Origin of the sequence: Salinisphaera sp. (assembly GCF_002729955.1) — a bacterium.
In the GTDB taxonomy this organism is placed as follows: domain Bacteria; phylum Pseudomonadota; class Gammaproteobacteria; order Nevskiales; family Salinisphaeraceae; genus Salinisphaera.
This window is the reverse complement of record NZ_PBYA01000031.1, coordinates 16,877-31,421: the sequence shown is the minus strand read 5'-3', so window position 1 is coordinate 31,421 and position 14,545 is coordinate 16,877. Positions and strand designations below refer to the sequence as shown.

The 14,545-nt window shown below is 64.9% G+C and carries 15 protein-coding genes; 3 read left to right on the top strand and 12 right to left on the bottom strand.

The genetic code is table 11. The features are described 5' to 3' along the window. Window positions 1-47: 47 nt before the first annotated feature. Window positions 48-347, top strand: a complete 300-nt coding sequence (locus CMN27_RS08920; protein WP_293625699.1) for a hypothetical protein — start codon at window positions 48-50, stop codon at window positions 345-347. Window positions 348-359: 12 nt separating this feature from the next. Here CMN27_RS08920 and recJ read toward each other — a convergent pair whose 3' ends face one another. The 8 genes from recJ to surE all read right to left on the bottom strand — a co-directional run bounded on the left by recJ (window position 360) and on the right by surE (window position 9,390). After that, window positions 360-2,084, bottom strand: coding sequence for a single-stranded-DNA-specific exonuclease RecJ (recJ, locus tag CMN27_RS08915; RefSeq protein WP_293625697.1), 1,725 nt, complete (start codon window positions 2,082-2,084; stop codon window positions 360-362). Window positions 2,085-2,145: 61 nt separating this feature from the next. After that, on the bottom strand, window positions 2,146-3,534 hold the full coding sequence (thrC, locus tag CMN27_RS08910; RefSeq protein WP_293625695.1) for a threonine synthase: 1,389 nt from the start codon (window positions 3,532-3,534) through the stop codon (window positions 2,146-2,148). A gap of 16 nt (window positions 3,535-3,550) precedes the next feature. Beyond that, window positions 3,551-4,864 carry a homoserine dehydrogenase gene (locus CMN27_RS08905; RefSeq protein WP_293625693.1) on the bottom strand — a complete coding sequence of 438 codons (1,314 nt, stop codon included), beginning with the start codon at window positions 4,862-4,864 and terminating at the stop codon, window positions 3,551-3,553. A 34-nt stretch (window positions 4,865-4,898) separates the two neighbouring features. Continuing rightward, entirely contained in the window at window positions 4,899-6,110 is a 1,212-nt protein-coding gene (gene alaC / locus CMN27_RS08900; protein ID WP_293625691.1) for an alanine transaminase, read from the bottom strand. Window positions 6,111-6,318: 208 nt separating this feature from the next. After that, window positions 6,319-7,239, bottom strand: coding sequence for a peptidoglycan DD-metalloendopeptidase family protein (locus tag CMN27_RS08895; protein ID WP_293625689.1), 921 nt, complete (start codon window positions 7,237-7,239; stop codon window positions 6,319-6,321). Then, complete coding sequence (locus tag CMN27_RS08890; protein WP_293625687.1) at window positions 7,236-7,811, bottom strand: YqaA family protein; 576 nt, start codon at window positions 7,809-7,811, stop codon at window positions 7,236-7,238. Before CMN27_RS08890 ends, CMN27_RS08895 begins: the two co-directional genes overlap by 4 nt. Before the next feature lie 25 nt (window positions 7,812-7,836). Then, window positions 7,837-8,487 carry a protein-L-isoaspartate(D-aspartate) O-methyltransferase gene (locus CMN27_RS08885; protein WP_293625685.1) on the bottom strand — a complete coding sequence of 217 codons (651 nt, stop codon included), beginning with the start codon at window positions 8,485-8,487 and terminating at the stop codon, window positions 7,837-7,839. A 153-nt stretch (window positions 8,488-8,640) separates the two neighbouring features. Continuing rightward, window positions 8,641-9,390 carry a 5'/3'-nucleotidase SurE gene (gene surE / locus CMN27_RS08880; RefSeq protein WP_293625683.1) on the bottom strand — a complete coding sequence of 250 codons (750 nt, stop codon included), beginning with the start codon at window positions 9,388-9,390 and terminating at the stop codon, window positions 8,641-8,643. Between the two features lie 103 nt (window positions 9,391-9,493). On the opposite strand from surE, the gene CMN27_RS08875 reads away from it, so the two are divergent. Together CMN27_RS08875 and CMN27_RS08870 are read left to right on the top strand one after the other, a co-directional pair. Next, on the top strand, window positions 9,494-10,072 hold the full coding sequence (locus CMN27_RS08875; protein ID WP_293625681.1) for a Smr/MutS family protein: 579 nt from the start codon (window positions 9,494-9,496) through the stop codon (window positions 10,070-10,072). Window positions 10,073-10,077: 5 nt separating this feature from the next. After that, window positions 10,078-10,659 (top strand): DJ-1/PfpI family protein, encoded by a 582-nt coding sequence (locus CMN27_RS08870; protein WP_293625679.1) that lies wholly within the window; start codon window positions 10,078-10,080, stop codon window positions 10,657-10,659. A gap of 178 nt (window positions 10,660-10,837) precedes the next feature. On the opposite strand, the gene CMN27_RS08865 is transcribed toward CMN27_RS08870, so the two are convergent. The 4 genes from CMN27_RS08865 to kdsA are packed head-to-tail and all read right to left on the bottom strand — an operon-like array spanning window position 10,838 to window position 14,544. After that, on the bottom strand, window positions 10,838-11,899 hold the full coding sequence (locus CMN27_RS08865; protein ID WP_293625677.1) for a tRNA pseudouridine(13) synthase TruD: 1,062 nt from the start codon (window positions 11,897-11,899) through the stop codon (window positions 10,838-10,840). Continuing rightward, window positions 11,896-12,366, bottom strand: a complete 471-nt coding sequence (locus CMN27_RS08860) for a septum formation initiator family protein (protein WP_293625676.1) — start codon at window positions 12,364-12,366, stop codon at window positions 11,896-11,898. The genes CMN27_RS08865 and CMN27_RS08860 overlap by 4 nt, the downstream gene beginning before the upstream one ends. A gap of 27 nt (window positions 12,367-12,393) precedes the next feature. Continuing rightward, window positions 12,394-13,677, bottom strand: coding sequence for a phosphopyruvate hydratase (gene eno, locus CMN27_RS08855; protein WP_293625675.1), 1,284 nt, complete (start codon window positions 13,675-13,677; stop codon window positions 12,394-12,396). A gap of 24 nt (window positions 13,678-13,701) precedes the next feature. Further along, complete coding sequence (gene kdsA / locus CMN27_RS08850) at window positions 13,702-14,544, bottom strand: 3-deoxy-8-phosphooctulonate synthase (RefSeq protein ID WP_366515436.1); 843 nt, start codon at window positions 14,542-14,544, stop codon at window positions 13,702-13,704. Between the last annotated feature and the right edge of the window lies 1 nt (window position 14,545).

The following is a 14,545-nucleotide window of genomic DNA, read 5'->3' as shown; positions in this document are numbered from 1 at the left end:
GCTAGCGCCCAACGCCGGGACCTGGCCGGGCTTGATGAGGGCTGGCCATGGGCGTACTCGTACTGATCTTCCTCGGCTGGACGGCCAGCCGGTTCGGGCGGCCTTTCGTCTTCGCCGGCGGCTGGGCGCTGTTCGTACTTTTTAGCGAACTAGCGCTCCACGGAGCGGGGCTCGGCGGCGCTTTGATCTCTGCCCTGCTCGGCTTCCTCTTCGCTGCCGCCTATTTCTGGCTGCTGGACCGTTTTGCCGATCAGATACTGCTGTGGTTGGCCATTCTCATCGGCGTGCCCGCGCTCATGTTCGTCTTTCAGCTACAGCTGCTCGCCCGGCTCGAGGCCGGCGGCTAGAGCGCGGTACCCTCAGTCCGGGCGGATCGTACTGACGATGAGGTTGGCGCTCATGCGCTCGCGAAAGACATTGACCGCCAGGCGATACACCAGCCGATAAACCGCCCCGGTTTCCAGCAGGTCGGCATGGTTGAAGACCATCGCTTCGATGGTATGGCTGGCCTGCGGATGCCGCACCTCGAGCTTGAGATGTCGTTCGCCAACGATGCGCTGCGACACGATTTCGAACAGCCCGTGAAAGAGCGGTTCTTCGAAGCCGTTGCCCCAGGGGCCACTCGCCTCCAGCAGCTTTGCGGTTTCCAGATCGAGTTCCTGCACGGCCAGCGATCCATCGGTGACGATATCCGGGCTGAGCATTTCCGCCGTCAGCCGCTGTGCGACCGTGGCCTCCAGCGCCTGCTCGAACGCGTCCACGACGTCTGGCGAAAGCACCAATCCCGCGGCTTGAGCATGGCCGCCAAACTGGTCGATCAGGCCCGGATGGCGGGCGTCCACCGCCGCCAGCGCATCGCGAATATGCAGGCCCGCGATCGAGCGCGCCGAGCCCTTGAGCCGGCCGTTCGCACCCGGGGCAAACGCCACCACCGGCCGGCCATGACGTTCGCGTAGCCGGGATGCGATCAGCCCGACGATGCCTTCGTGCCAATCGTCGCTATGTACCACCAGGGCCGCACGCTCGGCCGGCCTGCGCTCGAGGGCTTCCAGCGCGGCATCGGCCTCGCCCTGCATGCGCCGCTGTACGCTCTGACGCTGGCGATTGATGGACGCCAGTTCACTGGCGGTCGCACGCGCGCTGGCGGCGTCTCTGGCCCGCAGGCAGGCCACGCCGATAGACATATCCTCGAGCCGGCCTGCCGCGTTCAGGCGCGGGCCCACCGCGAAGCCGATATCGGCGGCGTTCAGCCGGCTGGCATCGCGGCCGGCCACCTCGATCAGAGCCGCGATGCCGGGGCGGGCCAGGCCGCGACGGATACGCCGCAGCCCCTGGCTGACCAGCATGCGGTTGAGGTGATCCAGGCGTACGACGTCGGCCACCGTGCCCACGGCCACCAGATCGAGATAATCGCTTAGCCGCGGCAATGCGCACTTGGGCTCGCTCCTGGCCAGGCGTGCCCGTACCGCGGCCATCAGGTAGAAGGCCACGCCCACCCCGGCAAGCGCCTTGCCAACGAACTCGCAGCCCGGCTGGTTCGGGTTCACGATCGCCTCGGCCTTGGGCAACGCCTCGCCGGGCAGATGGTGATCGCAGACCAGTACGCGCCAGCCGGCACGCTGAGCGGCTGCCACGCCGGCCAAGCTGGCAATCCCGTTATCGACGGTCACGATCAGATCGCCCGGCTCGCCTGCGCCGACGGCTTCCACCACCGCGGGCGACAGCCCATAGCCGTGGCGCGCGCGATGTGGCAGAAAATAGGACACACGGGCCGCGCCCATGGCTTCGAGCAGATCGCAGACGAGCGCGGTGCTGGTCGCCCCGTCGGCGTCGAAATCGCCCACCACCAGAATGCGATGGCCGCCCTGCATGGCGACATCAATGAGTTCGCTCGCCGTATCGATACCGCGCAGGCCGGAAAAATGCGGCAGCCCGCGCAGGCCATAATCCAGTTCTTCGGCGGTCGTGACGCCGCGGCCCGCATACAGGCGCTGCAATAACGGCGATTGGATAGCGCCTAACGACGGCGGGATCTCCACGCGGCGCTCGACGATGCGAGCCGGCACGGCATCGTCATGGCTCATGGCCTTCTCGGGCATAGCGATTCATCGGGCGCAGGCGACGCCGAGGCGTCGCCCGTGGGCCCTAGTGGCGATGTTCGGCGACGTAGGCCTGCACCGCTTTCAGTTCGGCCGCCAGCACGTCGTAACGCTCTTCGCGCGTCATCAGATCGTGCATGTTGTCCGGCAGCGGTGCGCCCTTGAAGCCGGCCTTGACCACGGCCTCCTCGAACTTGGCGGGGTGCGCGGTGGCCAGGGTGATCATGGGCGTGGTCTCGTCAGCACGCGCACGCTGGGCCGCCCGATAGCCGGTCGCCGTATGCGGGTCCAGCAGTTCGCCGGTATGCTCGAAGGCTTCCTGGATCACTTCCAGAATCGTGTCGTCATCCACGCTATGGCTGGCGAACAGCTTGCGCAGCTCGGCCAGCGGGGCGTCGTGCAGCGAGGTCGGGGAGTCGGCGAACCGAGCCATCAGATCGGCTACGGCCTGGCCGTCGCGATCATAGGCTTCGAACAGCAGGCGTTCGAAATTCGAGGAAACGACGATATCCATGGACGGCGCCAGCGTGGCCTTGAGCTCGGTCTTGGAAAAGTCGTTGTCGGTGAGCGTGCGATGCAGAATATCGTTGGCGTTGGTTGCGATCACGAACTGCTTGACCGGCAACCCCATGCGTTTGGCCATATAGCCGGCAAACAGGTTGCCGAAGTTGGCCGAGGGCACACAGAAGCTGACTTCGCGATGCGGCGCGCCCAGGGCCACTGCCGAGGCCACGTAGTAGACGATCTGAGCCATGATGCGGGCCCAGTTGATCGAGTTCACCGCGATCAGCCGCGTGCCCTGTAGAAAACCCTGGTCGGCGAAGCTCGCCTTGACCATGGCCTGGGCATCGTCGAAATTGCCTTCGATGGCGATGTTATGCACGTTGTCGGCAAGCACCGTGGTCATCTGGCGACGCTGCACGGCCGACACCCGCTGGTGCGGGTGCAGAATGAATATGTCCAGATTGTCGCAGTGGCGACAGCCCTCGATGGCGGCGGAGCCGGTATCGCCCGAGGTCGCCCCCATGATCACGCCCTTCTCGGCGCGCTTGGCGAGGAAATGATCGAGCAGCCGCCCCAGCAACTGCAGCGCGACGTCCTTGAACGCCAGCGTCGGCCCGTGAAACAGCTCAAGCAGATAATGATTGTGCGACAGCTGCTTGAGCGGCACGACCGCATCGTGCTTGAAGGTGGCATAAGTCTCGTCGATCAGGCGACGAAAGGTATCGTCGTCGATCTCGCCGCCCACGAAGGGCTTCATCACCCGAAAGGCGATCTCGCTGTACGGCAGCCCGGCCATGGCCGCCAGCTCGTCGTGCGAGAACGTCGGCATATGCTCGGGCACGTACAGGCCGCCATCGTTTGCGAGGCCTGTCAGCACGACCTCTTCGAAACTCAGCGCAGGCGCCTTGCCCCGGGTGCTGATATATCTCATGTGCTGCCTCGGCGCGTTAATCTTCGAACTGGGCCACGCGCATATGCACGATGCCGTCGCGTACATAGGGTAGCGACCGGATATGATCGAGCACCTTCAACAGATTGCTTTCACGCGCTGCCTTGGTGACGATCATGACATGGGCATCGTCTTCCTCGGTGGGCGGATCCTTCTGCAGGATCGCTTCGATGCCGATCTGCTGATCGGCCAGCGCACGGGTGATTTCGGCCATGACGCCGATCTGGTCGGCGACCTGAACCCGGAAATAATGCCCGCAGACGAAGTCGTCGCTGCCCACGATCGGCTCTTCGGTGAGCTGGTCGGGCTGGAAGGCCAGATGCGGCACCCGCCCTTTCGGGTCGATGCTCATGATACGTACGGTATCGATCAGATCGGCGACCACCGAGGAAGCGGTCGGCCCTGCGCCGGCGCCCGCGCCGTAGTACACGGTGGGGCCCACGGAATCGCCGTAGACCATGATCGCGTTCTTTTCGCCTTCCACGTTGGCCAGCAACGCCTTCTGCGAGACCAGCGTGGGATGCACGCGTAGCTCCACGCCCTCGTCCGCGCGGCGAGCGATACCGAGATGCTTGATGCGATAGCCCAGCTCCGCGCAGTACTCGATATCCATGCTGTCGATATCGCGAATGCCCTGGGTATAGATCTTGTCGAACGACAGCGGAATACCGAAGGCGATCGCGCCGATGATGGCCAGCTTGTGGGCTGCGTCGGTGCCTTCCACGTCGAAGGTCGGGTCGGCTTCGGCAAAGCCCAGGCGCTGGGCGTCCGCCAGCGCGTCCTCGAAGCTCTGATCCTCGAAGATCATCTGGCTGAGAATGAAGTTGCCGGTGCCGTTGATGATGCCGGCCACCCATTCGATATGGTTGGCCGCCAGGCTTTCGCGCATGGCCTTGATGATGGGAATACCCCCGGCCACCGCGGCCTCGAACGACACCACCACGCCGGCTTCGTCGGCCGCGGCGAATATCTCGTTGCCGTGCAGCGCGATCAGATGCTTGTTGGCGGTGACCACATGCTTGCCGTTGGCGATGGCGGCCATGACCAGATCATAGGCCTCGGTATCGCCGCCGATCAGCTCGATGACCACGTCGATGTTCGGATCGGTGACCACGGCATTGCAGTCGGTACCGATCTCGATACCGGTGGTCGCGCACTCGCGCGGCTTGTCGGGGTTGCGTACCGCAGCACGCACCACGCGAATCTCGCGCCCCGCACGCCGGGTGATTTCCACGCCGTTGCGTTCGAGCAGATTGACCGCACCCGCACCCACGGTGCCGAGCCCGAGTAGTCCCACGTTGACCGGTTTCACTCTCGTCTCCTGGTTTTGTTCGAGCGCAGCGCGCCTACAGGCTGTCGATCAGCCCGTCGCGCTTGAACATGCGCTTGATGTTGCGCAGCGCCTGACGCGTGCGCTGTTCGTTTTCGATCAGGCCGAAGCGCACGTGCGTATCGCCGTATTCGCCAAAGCCGATGCCCGGCGATACCGCAACCTCGGCATCCGCCAGCAGCTTCTTGGTGAACTCCAGCGACCCCATTTCCAGATACGGCTCGGGAATCGGCGCCCAGACGAACATCGTTGCCTTGGGGCGATCGACCTGCCAGCCGATATCGTTGAGGCCGTCGCAGAGCACGTCGCGCCGTTTCTGATACATGTCGCGGATTTCTGTCACGCAGTCCTGCGGGCCGTTGAGCGCCGCGATCGCGGCCACCTGCACCGGCGTGAACATGCCGTAATCCAGATAGGACTTCATGCGCGCCAGTGCGGCGATCAGCGTCGGATTGCCGCACATGAAGCCAACCCGCCAGCCCGGCATGTTGTAGCTCTTGGAAAGCGTATAGCACTCCACGGCCACGTCCTTCGCACCCGGTACCTGCAGGATCGACGGCGCCTCGTAGCCGTCGAAGCACAGATCGGCGTACGCCAGATCCTGCACGATCCACAGATCGTACTCGCGGGCCATTTCCACACAGCGCTCGAAGAATTCCAGCTCGACACACTGGGTGGTCGGATTGGCCGGAAAGTTGAGCAGCATCATCTTCGGACGCGGCCAGGATTCCTTGATCGCGCGTTCCAGCTCGGCGAAGAAATCCGAGTCCGGCATCATGCGCACATGACGCACGTCAGCACCCGCGATCACCGCGCCGTAGGGATGGATCGGATAGGCCGGGTTGGGCACCAGCACCTGATCGCCGTGCTCGAGGATGGCGAGCATGAGATGCGCCAGGCCCTCTTTCGAGCCCATGGTGACGATGGCTTCGCTCGCCGGATCGAGATCGACATCGAACTTGCGCTTGTACCAGTCGCAGATCGCCAGCCGCAGGCGCGGCACGCCCTTGGATACGGAATAGCGATGCGTATCCGGACGCTGGGCCGCGTCCGTAAGCTTTTTGACGATATGTTCCGGCGTCGGCTGATCGGGGTTGCCCATGCCGAAGTCGATGATGTCCTCGCCCCGCGCTCGCGCCGCCTGCTTGAGTTCGCCGATGATGCCGAACACATACGGCGGCAAGCGATTGATTCGCGCGAATTCAGATTTGGGCGACGGATTAGACATGATCGATCGGGTTCGGGAGCCGTGGCGGGCTCGGTGGGCCATTTACAGGAACAAAACAAGACGCGGCAGTTTGCCAGAATCGCGATAAGCCGACTACCGACGACACGAGCGCCGCAGGGCTTGCAACACAACGCTGAAACCTACTGCCGCACCGAAAACGCGATGCACGCGACGCGCCGATCCCGTCGCGCGCCATGGGCGCCCTGGCCTAGTCGGCGTTCGGCAACACGCTCGCCGGGTCGATAGGCCGCCCATCACGACGGATTTCGAAGTGCAGCATCGGCCGGTTCTGCGGGCCGAGGCCCATATCAGCGATATGCATGCCCGCGGCCACGTCCTGGCCCTGCGAGACCCGCGTATTGCGGGTGAAACCATAGGCCGAAAGATACTTTTCATCGTGCTTGATGATGAGCAGCTTGCCGTAGCCTTTCAGGCCGGTGCCGTTGTAGACCACCCGGCCGCTGGACGCCGCATACACCGGCGAGCCTTCCCGGCCGCCGATATCGATGCCCTGACGCGTACGCTGGGCCGCATAGCCGCGGATGATCGAGCCGCTGGCCGGCCATTGCCAGCCGTCCTCGCTCGGCCCGCCGGTGCGCGTGGGCTGGGCAGCGGATTCGCGACTTGCCTGATTGATTTCGGCCTCGGCGGCGACATCAGCCTGCTCGGTCACCGTTGCGGCCGGCTCAGGCGCCGGGCGGTTTGGCGCACTCGGGGTCGTACCCCGGGCGGGCGAACCCGACTGTTCGATCGTGCGCGTGAGCTGTGGCGTCGACGCCTGAATGGCCGCCTCCTGAGCCGCCCGGGAGTCCTGAGGCGCGCGTGCGACCTGTGGCTGTCTGGCCGCCGGTGGCGCGGCCGGCTGCGGGCCGCGCGTGGGACGGCTCGCACGTGAATAGTCGAGCGGCGGATATGGATCCAGCGACAGCTGCTGGCCCACTTCGATGATGTAGGGGGCCCGGATGTTGTTCCAACGCGCCAGGTCGCGCCAGTCCATGCCATAGGTCGCCGCGATCTGCGAGAGCGTATCGCCCCGGCGTACGGTATAGGTATCCGGGCGCATCGCGGTGCGCAGCGAACAGCCGGCTACCGCGAGCGCGACCAACAGCACCAGCCCCAGGCGCTTCATCGCAGCTGCAGTACCGCGATTACGACAACGATGACGGCGACGATAGCCCATCCGATCCAATCGATATATTTGAGCAGACGCTGCTCGAAAACCGGCCCGAGAAAGCGTACCAGCCCGGCCACCAGAAAAAAGCGAACGCCGCGGCCGACAATGGAGCCGGCCATGAACGGCACAAACGGCATGGCCACCGCGCCGGCGGCCACCGTGAACACCTTGTACGGTATCGGCGAAACGCCGGCGAGCAATACCGCCCAGAAGCCGTAGCTTTCGAACCAGTCGCGTGCGGTCGTGTAGGCCGAATAATAGCCCAGCTCCTTGAGCCACGGCAGCAGCGCTTCCAGAAACAGCGCCCCGATCCAGTAGCCCAGCATGCCGCCAAGCACGGAGGCGATGGTGGTAATGGCGGCGAACCGCCAGGCGCGTTCCGGGCGTGCCAGCGTCATCGGCGCGAGCATGACGTCCGGCGGAATCGGAAAGAACGAAGACTCGGAGAACGCAAGCAGGGCGAGAAAAGAAGGCGCCCTGCGGTGGCCGGAGGCGCGTACGACCCAGTCGTAAAGACGGCGAAACATCGGTGGGAACGTCCCCTAACGGCTATTAATGGCTGGGTTCATCGCTACGCTGCTCGATAAGCGGTACAAAACTGACCGCATCCAGCGCCTGCTGTTCAAAATAGCCGCCATCGCGACGGACCACGATCAAACGCTGATCGCCGCTGGGGCCGACGGGCACGATGATGCGCCCGCCGTCGGCAAGCTGTTCGTAGAGCGAGGTGGGCAGCGTCTCGGCACCCGCGGTCACCACGATCGCCGCAAACGGCCCGTAGTCGGGCAGTCCCAGCATGCCATCGCGCGCCAGGCGCGCACGCACGTTGCGATAGCCGAGTTCGGCAAAACGTCGCCTTGCGCGTTCATAAAGCGGCTCGATGCGTTCCACGGTATAGACCGCGGGCAGAATCTCGGCGAGTACGGCGGCCTGATAGCCGCTGCCGGTCCCGATCTCGAGCACGTTGTCCGGTACACCGCCGGCGATCAGCAACGACGTCATCTGCGCGACGATATAAGGCTGGGAAATCGTCTGCCCGTAGCCGATCGGCAAGGCGGTATCGTCGTAGGCACGACTGCTCATGGCCTCGTCCACGAACTGATGCCGCGGCACCGTCTCCATGGCCGCGAGCACGTGCTCGTTGTCTATCCCCAGCTCACGCAGCCGCTCGATAAGACGCGCACGGCTGCGCCCCGAGGCCATACCGAAGCCACGGACGTGGGGATGTTTTGGAAGCCCGAATCTAGTCATGCACGCGTTGCGTTTGAACCCCGACAGCCGTTCCGGCCGTGTTCTGGTCGAGGTCGCCCCCGCCGCGTCGAGCCCGGAACGCGCACAGCGATGATACCGCTCCGGTCAAAGCCGCCCCACCCAGTCGCCCAGCGCGCCGAGCGCGTCATGGCGGGTCAGATCGATCTGTATCGGCGTGATCGAGACCTGACCAGAGGCGATGGCATGAAAGTCGGTGCCCGGGCCGGCATCGGCCTCGCCGCCGGCACGGCCGATCCAGAAGATCGGGCGCCCGCGCGGATCGCTGTCCTCGACCAGCCGTTCGGCGCGATGCCGGTTGCCCAATCGGGTGGCAGCAAAGCCGGAGAGTTCTTCGTAGGCCAGGTCAGGCACGTTCACGTTGAGGATCGTATCGTTGGGCAACGGCTGGTCGATAAGCAGCTTCACTACCGATACCGCCACCCGAGCCGCCGTATCGAAGTGGCGCGGATTCTCGCCCACCAAAGAGATCGCGACCGCGGGCAGGCCAAGCGAACGCCCTTCGGTGGCCGCGGCCACGGTGCCCGAATACAGCACGTCGTCGCCGAGATTCGCGCCATGGTTGATGCCGGAGACGACCATGTCGGCGTCCTGCTCGAACAGGCCGGTGGTCGCCAGATGCACGCAGTCGGTGGGCGTGCCGTCGACAGAATACAGCCCCTCGGCGACCTGGCTCACGCGCAGAGGCCGCTCCAGCGTGAGCGAGTTGCTTGCCCCGCTGCGGTTGCGGTCGGGCGCGACCGTGACGATATCGTCACAGATCTTGGCGAGGGCGCCGCGCAGGGCCGTCAGCCCGGGCGCGTGACAGCCGTCATCGTTACTCAGCAGTAATCGCATGCAAGGATTCGATGGAAAGCGAGATTATCGGCGCGTGCAAGCACGCCGCAGGCTCGCTAGCATAGCCTAAATCGAGGCTTTCCTGCTTGAGTGAATCACCGGCATGGCCGACCGTTCCCGTTCCCAAAACCGCGCCCGCACCAACCGCGACAGCCAGATTAGCGACGACGACAGCGCCCTGTTTCGTGACGCGGTCGGGCCGGTGACCGAAGTTGCGAAGGGCCAGCGGCGTCGTCCCTGGCGGCATATGCCCTCGGCCCGGCCGGCCATGCGTGAGGCCGACGAACAGGCGGTGATCGGCGAACTGCTGGATTTCTCGCCCGGCGACGATATCGAAACCGGCGACGACCTGTTCCACCGTCGCGAAGGCGTACAGCTATCGGTGATGCGCAAACTGCGACGCGGCCAGTACCGCTGCCAGGCCGAGATCGACCTGCATGGCATGATCGTGGACGTCGCCCGCCATTGCCTTGCGGTGTTCCTGAGAGAAGCACTCGATCGCGACTATCGCTGCGTGCGCGTGGTCCACGGCAAGGGGCTGCGCTCGGGCAACCGCGGCCCCGTGCTCAAGGTCAAGGTCGCCCACTGGCTGCGCCAGCGCGACGAGGTGCTGGCCTATTGCTCGGCACGCGAAAACGACGGCGGTACCGGCGCGGTGTATGTGCTCCTGCGGCGCGGCTGAGCGGCATGGAAATCGGTATCTACATCTACGAGGGCGCCGAGGTCCTCGACTTCAGCGGACCTTATGAGGTTTTCACTACTGCCACTCGTCTCGGCGACGCCCATCTTCAACCGCGTCTGGTAGCCGCGACTTCGAACGTTGTAAACGCGCGCGGCGGTTTTCGCGTGGTCCCGGACGATGTGCTGGGCAGCCACGCCCCGCTGGACGTGCTCATCGTCGCCGGCGGCGAACACGAATCCCAGTTGCAGCGACCCGAGACGCTGGCGGCGCTCCATGCAGCGGCTAAACCGGCCCGGGTGGTCGCAAGCGTGTGTACCGGCGCGTTCCTGCTGGCCGCGACCGGCCTGCTCGATGGCCGCAGCGTGACCACGCACTGGGAGGATCAGGCGATGCTTGCCGACCGCTTTCCGGCACTGACGGTCCAGCCCGATCAACGCTGGGTGCAGGACGGCCGCTATGTCACCTCGGGCGGGATTTCGGCCGGCATCGACATGAGCCTTTACCTGGTGGCCAAACTGGCCGACCCCGCGCTTGCCCGGCGTACCGCACGGCAGATGGAATATCGCTGGCTCGATGCCTCGGCATAGCCGCGGGCCGCTCATCGATCAGGTACGCGGATCCGTCGTCGCGGCGCTCAAGGCGGAATATCGTGAGCAAATAGACGCGGCCACGCGCAGAAAAGGCATTCGGAATAAAGAATGCGCCGAGCGTGAACGCCGATGCCGAACCTGGTAAATACTTGGCCGCGAGTCATCTCGCCGTGGGTCAGCCTTGCTCGTCTGTTTGTAGCAGTTCGCGCAGCAGGCTGGTCGCAAACGCGCCGGGGGGCAGCCAGAACGAGAGCACCAGTGTGGCATCGTCCTCGAATTGCCATTCCAGCGACGGCACCGCCAGGCGCAGCGCGCGGCGGCCGGCATCGACATCACAGCGCTCGAGCCCGGCCACGAGATCCGCGTATTCCGCCAGTACGGCCTGTTCGAGTGCCTGCGCACGGCCGCGGATCACGTCCTTGCCACCACGGCCGGCCAGCGGCCCGCTCGGATGGATATCGAAACGCGCCAGCCGCTGTTCCAGTTCGTCGGTGCTCTGATCTGTATCGGCCAGCGAAAAGACGCTGTGACTGCCGTCGAGCATCACGGCTTCGCCGTCGATCAGGGTATTCCAGCTGGCCTCGCGCACGCGGGCATCGACCACCGCATTGAACAGCAGCGAACGCGCGGCCGATAGCGCGAAGCCGCGCCGGTTGCGCGACAGCCGCTTGCCGGCGAACAGCGCCCGCGACAGGCCGAGGTTGCGACCGCCATGACCAAACCGCTGGGCGCCGAAGTAGTTGGGTACGCCCTGGGCGCGCACCCGGGCCAGGTCGGCCTCAAGCGTATCGCGATCGCCGTCGAGCTCGCGCAGGCGCAGCACGAAGTGATTGCCGCGATGGGCACCGCGTTTGAGCTTGCGCTCGTGGCGGCCCATTTCGAGAACCTCGATACCGTCGATACCGCCCAGCTCGGGCAGATCGCGGGCAATCGGCCAGGCGATGGACAGCCACTGGCGCGTGACCGCGACCCGGTCCTTCATGCCGGCAAAACCGATCTGGCGCGGGTGTACGCCCGTGGCGCGGGAAAGCGCCTGCACGGCGTCCTGCGTGTTCAGCCCGGTCTTTTCGATACGACACCACAAGTGTTCGCCGCTGCCGGACAGGGCAATATCGCAGTCTTCATCCACGAAAAAATCGGCCGGGCATGCCCGTAACCGGGCACGAGCCTGCGGCACCTCGCCGCGCGCATAGGCCAATGCGGCCATATCGACCGCATCGCCGTTGACCAACGTCATTGTGCGTCGGATCCGTCGTCGCTTCCGGCGTTGCCCTGCTGTCTGTCCTGGCTCTTGGGCTGCGTCGGGCCGGGCGGCGCAATGGTCAGAAAGAATTCCTCGTCGCGCCGGATCATGCCCATATCGGAGCGCGCCCGGCCTTCGGTCGCGCTCTCGCCGGACTTGAGGTCGTCCACCTCGGCCTGCAGCGCATCGTTACGGACCTGATTGCGCTCGTTGGCCTCGGCCAACTCCTGCTTCATCTCGCTCAGACGATGCACTTCGGCCCAGCCGCCATCGGCGACCCACAGCCGGTATTGCAGCGCGGCGAGCACGAGCACAAGCACGATGATGACGGCGCGATACATACGCCGATTGTAGCGCGGGGGCCGGTCCTGTCTAGCGCCCGCCAGATCGGTGCTCAGCCGCGCCAGGCGGCTGCCGATCTCGGCGCGCATCGTGCTCATGTCGCGACGCCAGTCTTGCATGGACGATTGGCTCGTGTGGCGACTCGTCTAGAAGCCGACATTGAATGCGCTGCGCCCCGGATACACCGCCCGGGCACCCAGCTCCGCCTCGATCATGAGCAGGCGGTTGTACTTGGCGATGCGGTCGGAGCGCGACAGCGAGCCGGTCTTGATCTGGGTCGCGGAGGTGGCCACTGCCAGATCGGCGATGGTGGAATCCTCGGTTTCGCCGGAGCGATGCGACACCACGGCCGTGTATTCGGCGCGGGTGGCCACGTCGATGGCCCGCAGCGTTTCCGTGAGCGTGCCGATCTGGTTGGGCTTGATGAGAATCGAGTTGGCGATGCCTTCCTCGATACCTTTCTGCAGGATGCGCGTATTGGTCACGAACAGATCGTCGCCGACCAGCTGTACGCGATCGCCCAGGCGCTCGGTGAGCAGGGCCCAGCCGTCCCAGTCGTCTTCGGCCATGCCGTCTTCGATGGTGATGATCGGGTACTTGTCGACCAGCCCGGCCAGATAGTCCACGAAGCCCGCCGCATCGTAGTCGGCGTTTTCCGAAGCCAGCTTGTAGCGCCCGTTTTCGCAGAACTCGGTGCTGGCTGCGTCCAGGCCGAGCCAGACATCGCCGCCGGGCTTGTAGCCGGCCCGTTCGATGGCTTCGACCAGCGTATCCAGGGCGGCGGCATTGGACGGCAGATCGGGGGCGAAACCGCCCTCGTCGCCCACGGCCGTGGCCAGGCCGCGCTCTCCCAGCAGCTTCTTGAGATGCTGGAAGATCTCGGCGCCACAGCGCATGGCTTCCGAAAAGCTCGGCGCGCCGGCAGGCACGATCATGAACTCCTGCATGTCCACGTTGTTGTTGGCATGGGCGCCGCCGTTGATGACGTTCATCATCGGCACCGGCAGGTTCACCGCATCGTCGTGGCCGAGGAAATCGTACAGGCCCTGCTTGTTGTCGTTGGCCGCGGCATGGGCCACCGCCAGCGATACGCCCAGCAGCGCGTTGGCACCCAGGCGGCCCTTGTTATCGGTACCATCGAGTTCGATAAGCGTCTTGTCGAGGCCGGCCTGGTCATCCGCTTCAAAGCCCTTGAGCTTCTTGGCGATCTCACCGTTGATATTGGCCACGGCTCGGGTCACGCCCTTGCCCAGGAAACGATCGCCGTCGCCGTCGCGCAATTCGACCGCCTCGAGGCTGCCGGTGGAGGCGCCCGAGGGCACCATGGCCGTGCCCACGGCACCGGTTTCCAGCGTCACACGGGCGGCGACCGTCGGGTTGCCGCGCGAATCGATGACCTGATATCCACGAATCTGCTTGATCTTCGACATAGGAATACTGCTTTCGCGTTTCGTTTAAGGTTGGACGAGCGTCGACTCGATCGTGCCACGGCGTTTGACCACGCCGTCGAGCTCGACCAGCGTCTCCAGCAGCTCGCGCATATGCGCCAGCGGCCATGAATTGGGCCCATCACAAAGGGCCTTGTCGGGGTCCGGATGCGTTTCCATGAACAAACCGGAAATTCCGGCCGCCACGGCAGAGCGCGACAATACCGGAATCTGTTCGCGCGCGCCGCCCGAGCGGCTGCCCTGCCCGCCCGGTAGCTGGACCGAATGGGTGGCATCGAACACCACCGGACAGTTCGTATCGCGCATGATCGCCAGGCTGCGCATATCCGCAACCAGATTGTTGTAGCCAAACGCATAGCCGCGCTCACAGACCATGATCTGCTCGCCGCCGGCCGCGCGTGCCTTGGCCACCACACCGTTCATTTCGCCCGGGGAGAGAAACTGCCCCTTCTTGATATTCACCGGCGTGCCGCTGGCCGCGACCGCCTGGATGAAATCGGTCTGGCGACAGAGAAAGGCCGGTGTCTGTAACAGATCTACCACGGCAGCCACGGGCGCGATCTGGTCTTCGACATGCACGTCGGTGGTCACGGGCACGCCGATATCGCGTTTGACCGCGGCCAGCATATCCAGCCCGGCTTCGATGCCGGGGCCACGGTAGCTGTCGCCGGAACTGCGGTTGGCCTTGTCGAACGACCCCTTGAAGATGTAGCCGATGCCCAGCTCACGACAGAGCTCGGCCAAATGCCCGGCCACGTCCATGACCATGCCGGGCGATTCCAGGCTGTCCGGACCGGCAATAAGAAACAGCGGCCGGTCCATGCCGACTTCAAAACCGCAGAGCTGCATC

What these genes read in the sequence shown, in the direction of transcription:
- kdsA (WP_366515436.1), bottom strand. Translation starts at nt 14,544, where the DNA reads ATGCAGCTCTGCGGTTTTGAAGTCGGCATGGACCGGCCGCTGTTTCTT.
- eno (WP_293625675.1), bottom strand. Translation starts at nt 13,677, where the DNA reads ATGTCGAAGATCAAGCAGATTCGTGGATATCAGGTCATCGATTCGCGC.
- recJ (WP_293625697.1), bottom strand. Translation starts at nt 2,084, where the DNA reads ATGAGCCATGACGATGCCGTGCCGGCTCGCATCGTCGAGCGCCGCGTG.
- CMN27_RS08865 (WP_293625677.1), bottom strand. Translation starts at nt 11,899, where the DNA reads ATGACGTTGGTCAACGGCGATGCGGTCGATATGGCCGCATTGGCCTAT.
- surE (WP_293625683.1), bottom strand. Translation starts at nt 9,390, where the DNA reads ATGCGATTACTGCTGAGTAACGATGACGGCTGTCACGCGCCCGGGCTG.
- CMN27_RS08890 (WP_293625687.1), bottom strand. Translation starts at nt 7,811, where the DNA reads ATGTTTCGCCGTCTTTACGACTGGGTCGTACGCGCCTCCGGCCACCGC.
- CMN27_RS08870 (WP_293625679.1), top strand. Translation starts at nt 10,078, where the DNA reads ATGGAAATCGGTATCTACATCTACGAGGGCGCCGAGGTCCTCGACTTC.
- CMN27_RS08920 (WP_293625699.1), top strand. Translation starts at nt 48, where the DNA reads ATGGGCGTACTCGTACTGATCTTCCTCGGCTGGACGGCCAGCCGGTTC.
- alaC (WP_293625691.1), bottom strand. Translation starts at nt 6,110, where the DNA reads ATGTCTAATCCGTCGCCCAAATCTGAATTCGCGCGAATCAATCGCTTG.
- thrC (WP_293625695.1), bottom strand. Translation starts at nt 3,534, where the DNA reads ATGAGATATATCAGCACCCGGGGCAAGGCGCCTGCGCTGAGTTTCGAA.
- CMN27_RS08895 (WP_293625689.1), bottom strand. Translation starts at nt 7,239, where the DNA reads ATGAAGCGCCTGGGGCTGGTGCTGTTGGTCGCGCTCGCGGTAGCCGGC.
- CMN27_RS08860 (WP_293625676.1), bottom strand. Translation starts at nt 12,366, where the DNA reads ATGCAAGACTGGCGTCGCGACATGAGCACGATGCGCGCCGAGATCGGC.
- CMN27_RS08885 (WP_293625685.1), bottom strand. Translation starts at nt 8,487, where the DNA reads ATGGCCTCGGGGCGCAGCCGTGCGCGTCTTATCGAGCGGCTGCGTGAG.
- CMN27_RS08875 (WP_293625681.1), top strand. Translation starts at nt 9,494, where the DNA reads ATGGCCGACCGTTCCCGTTCCCAAAACCGCGCCCGCACCAACCGCGAC.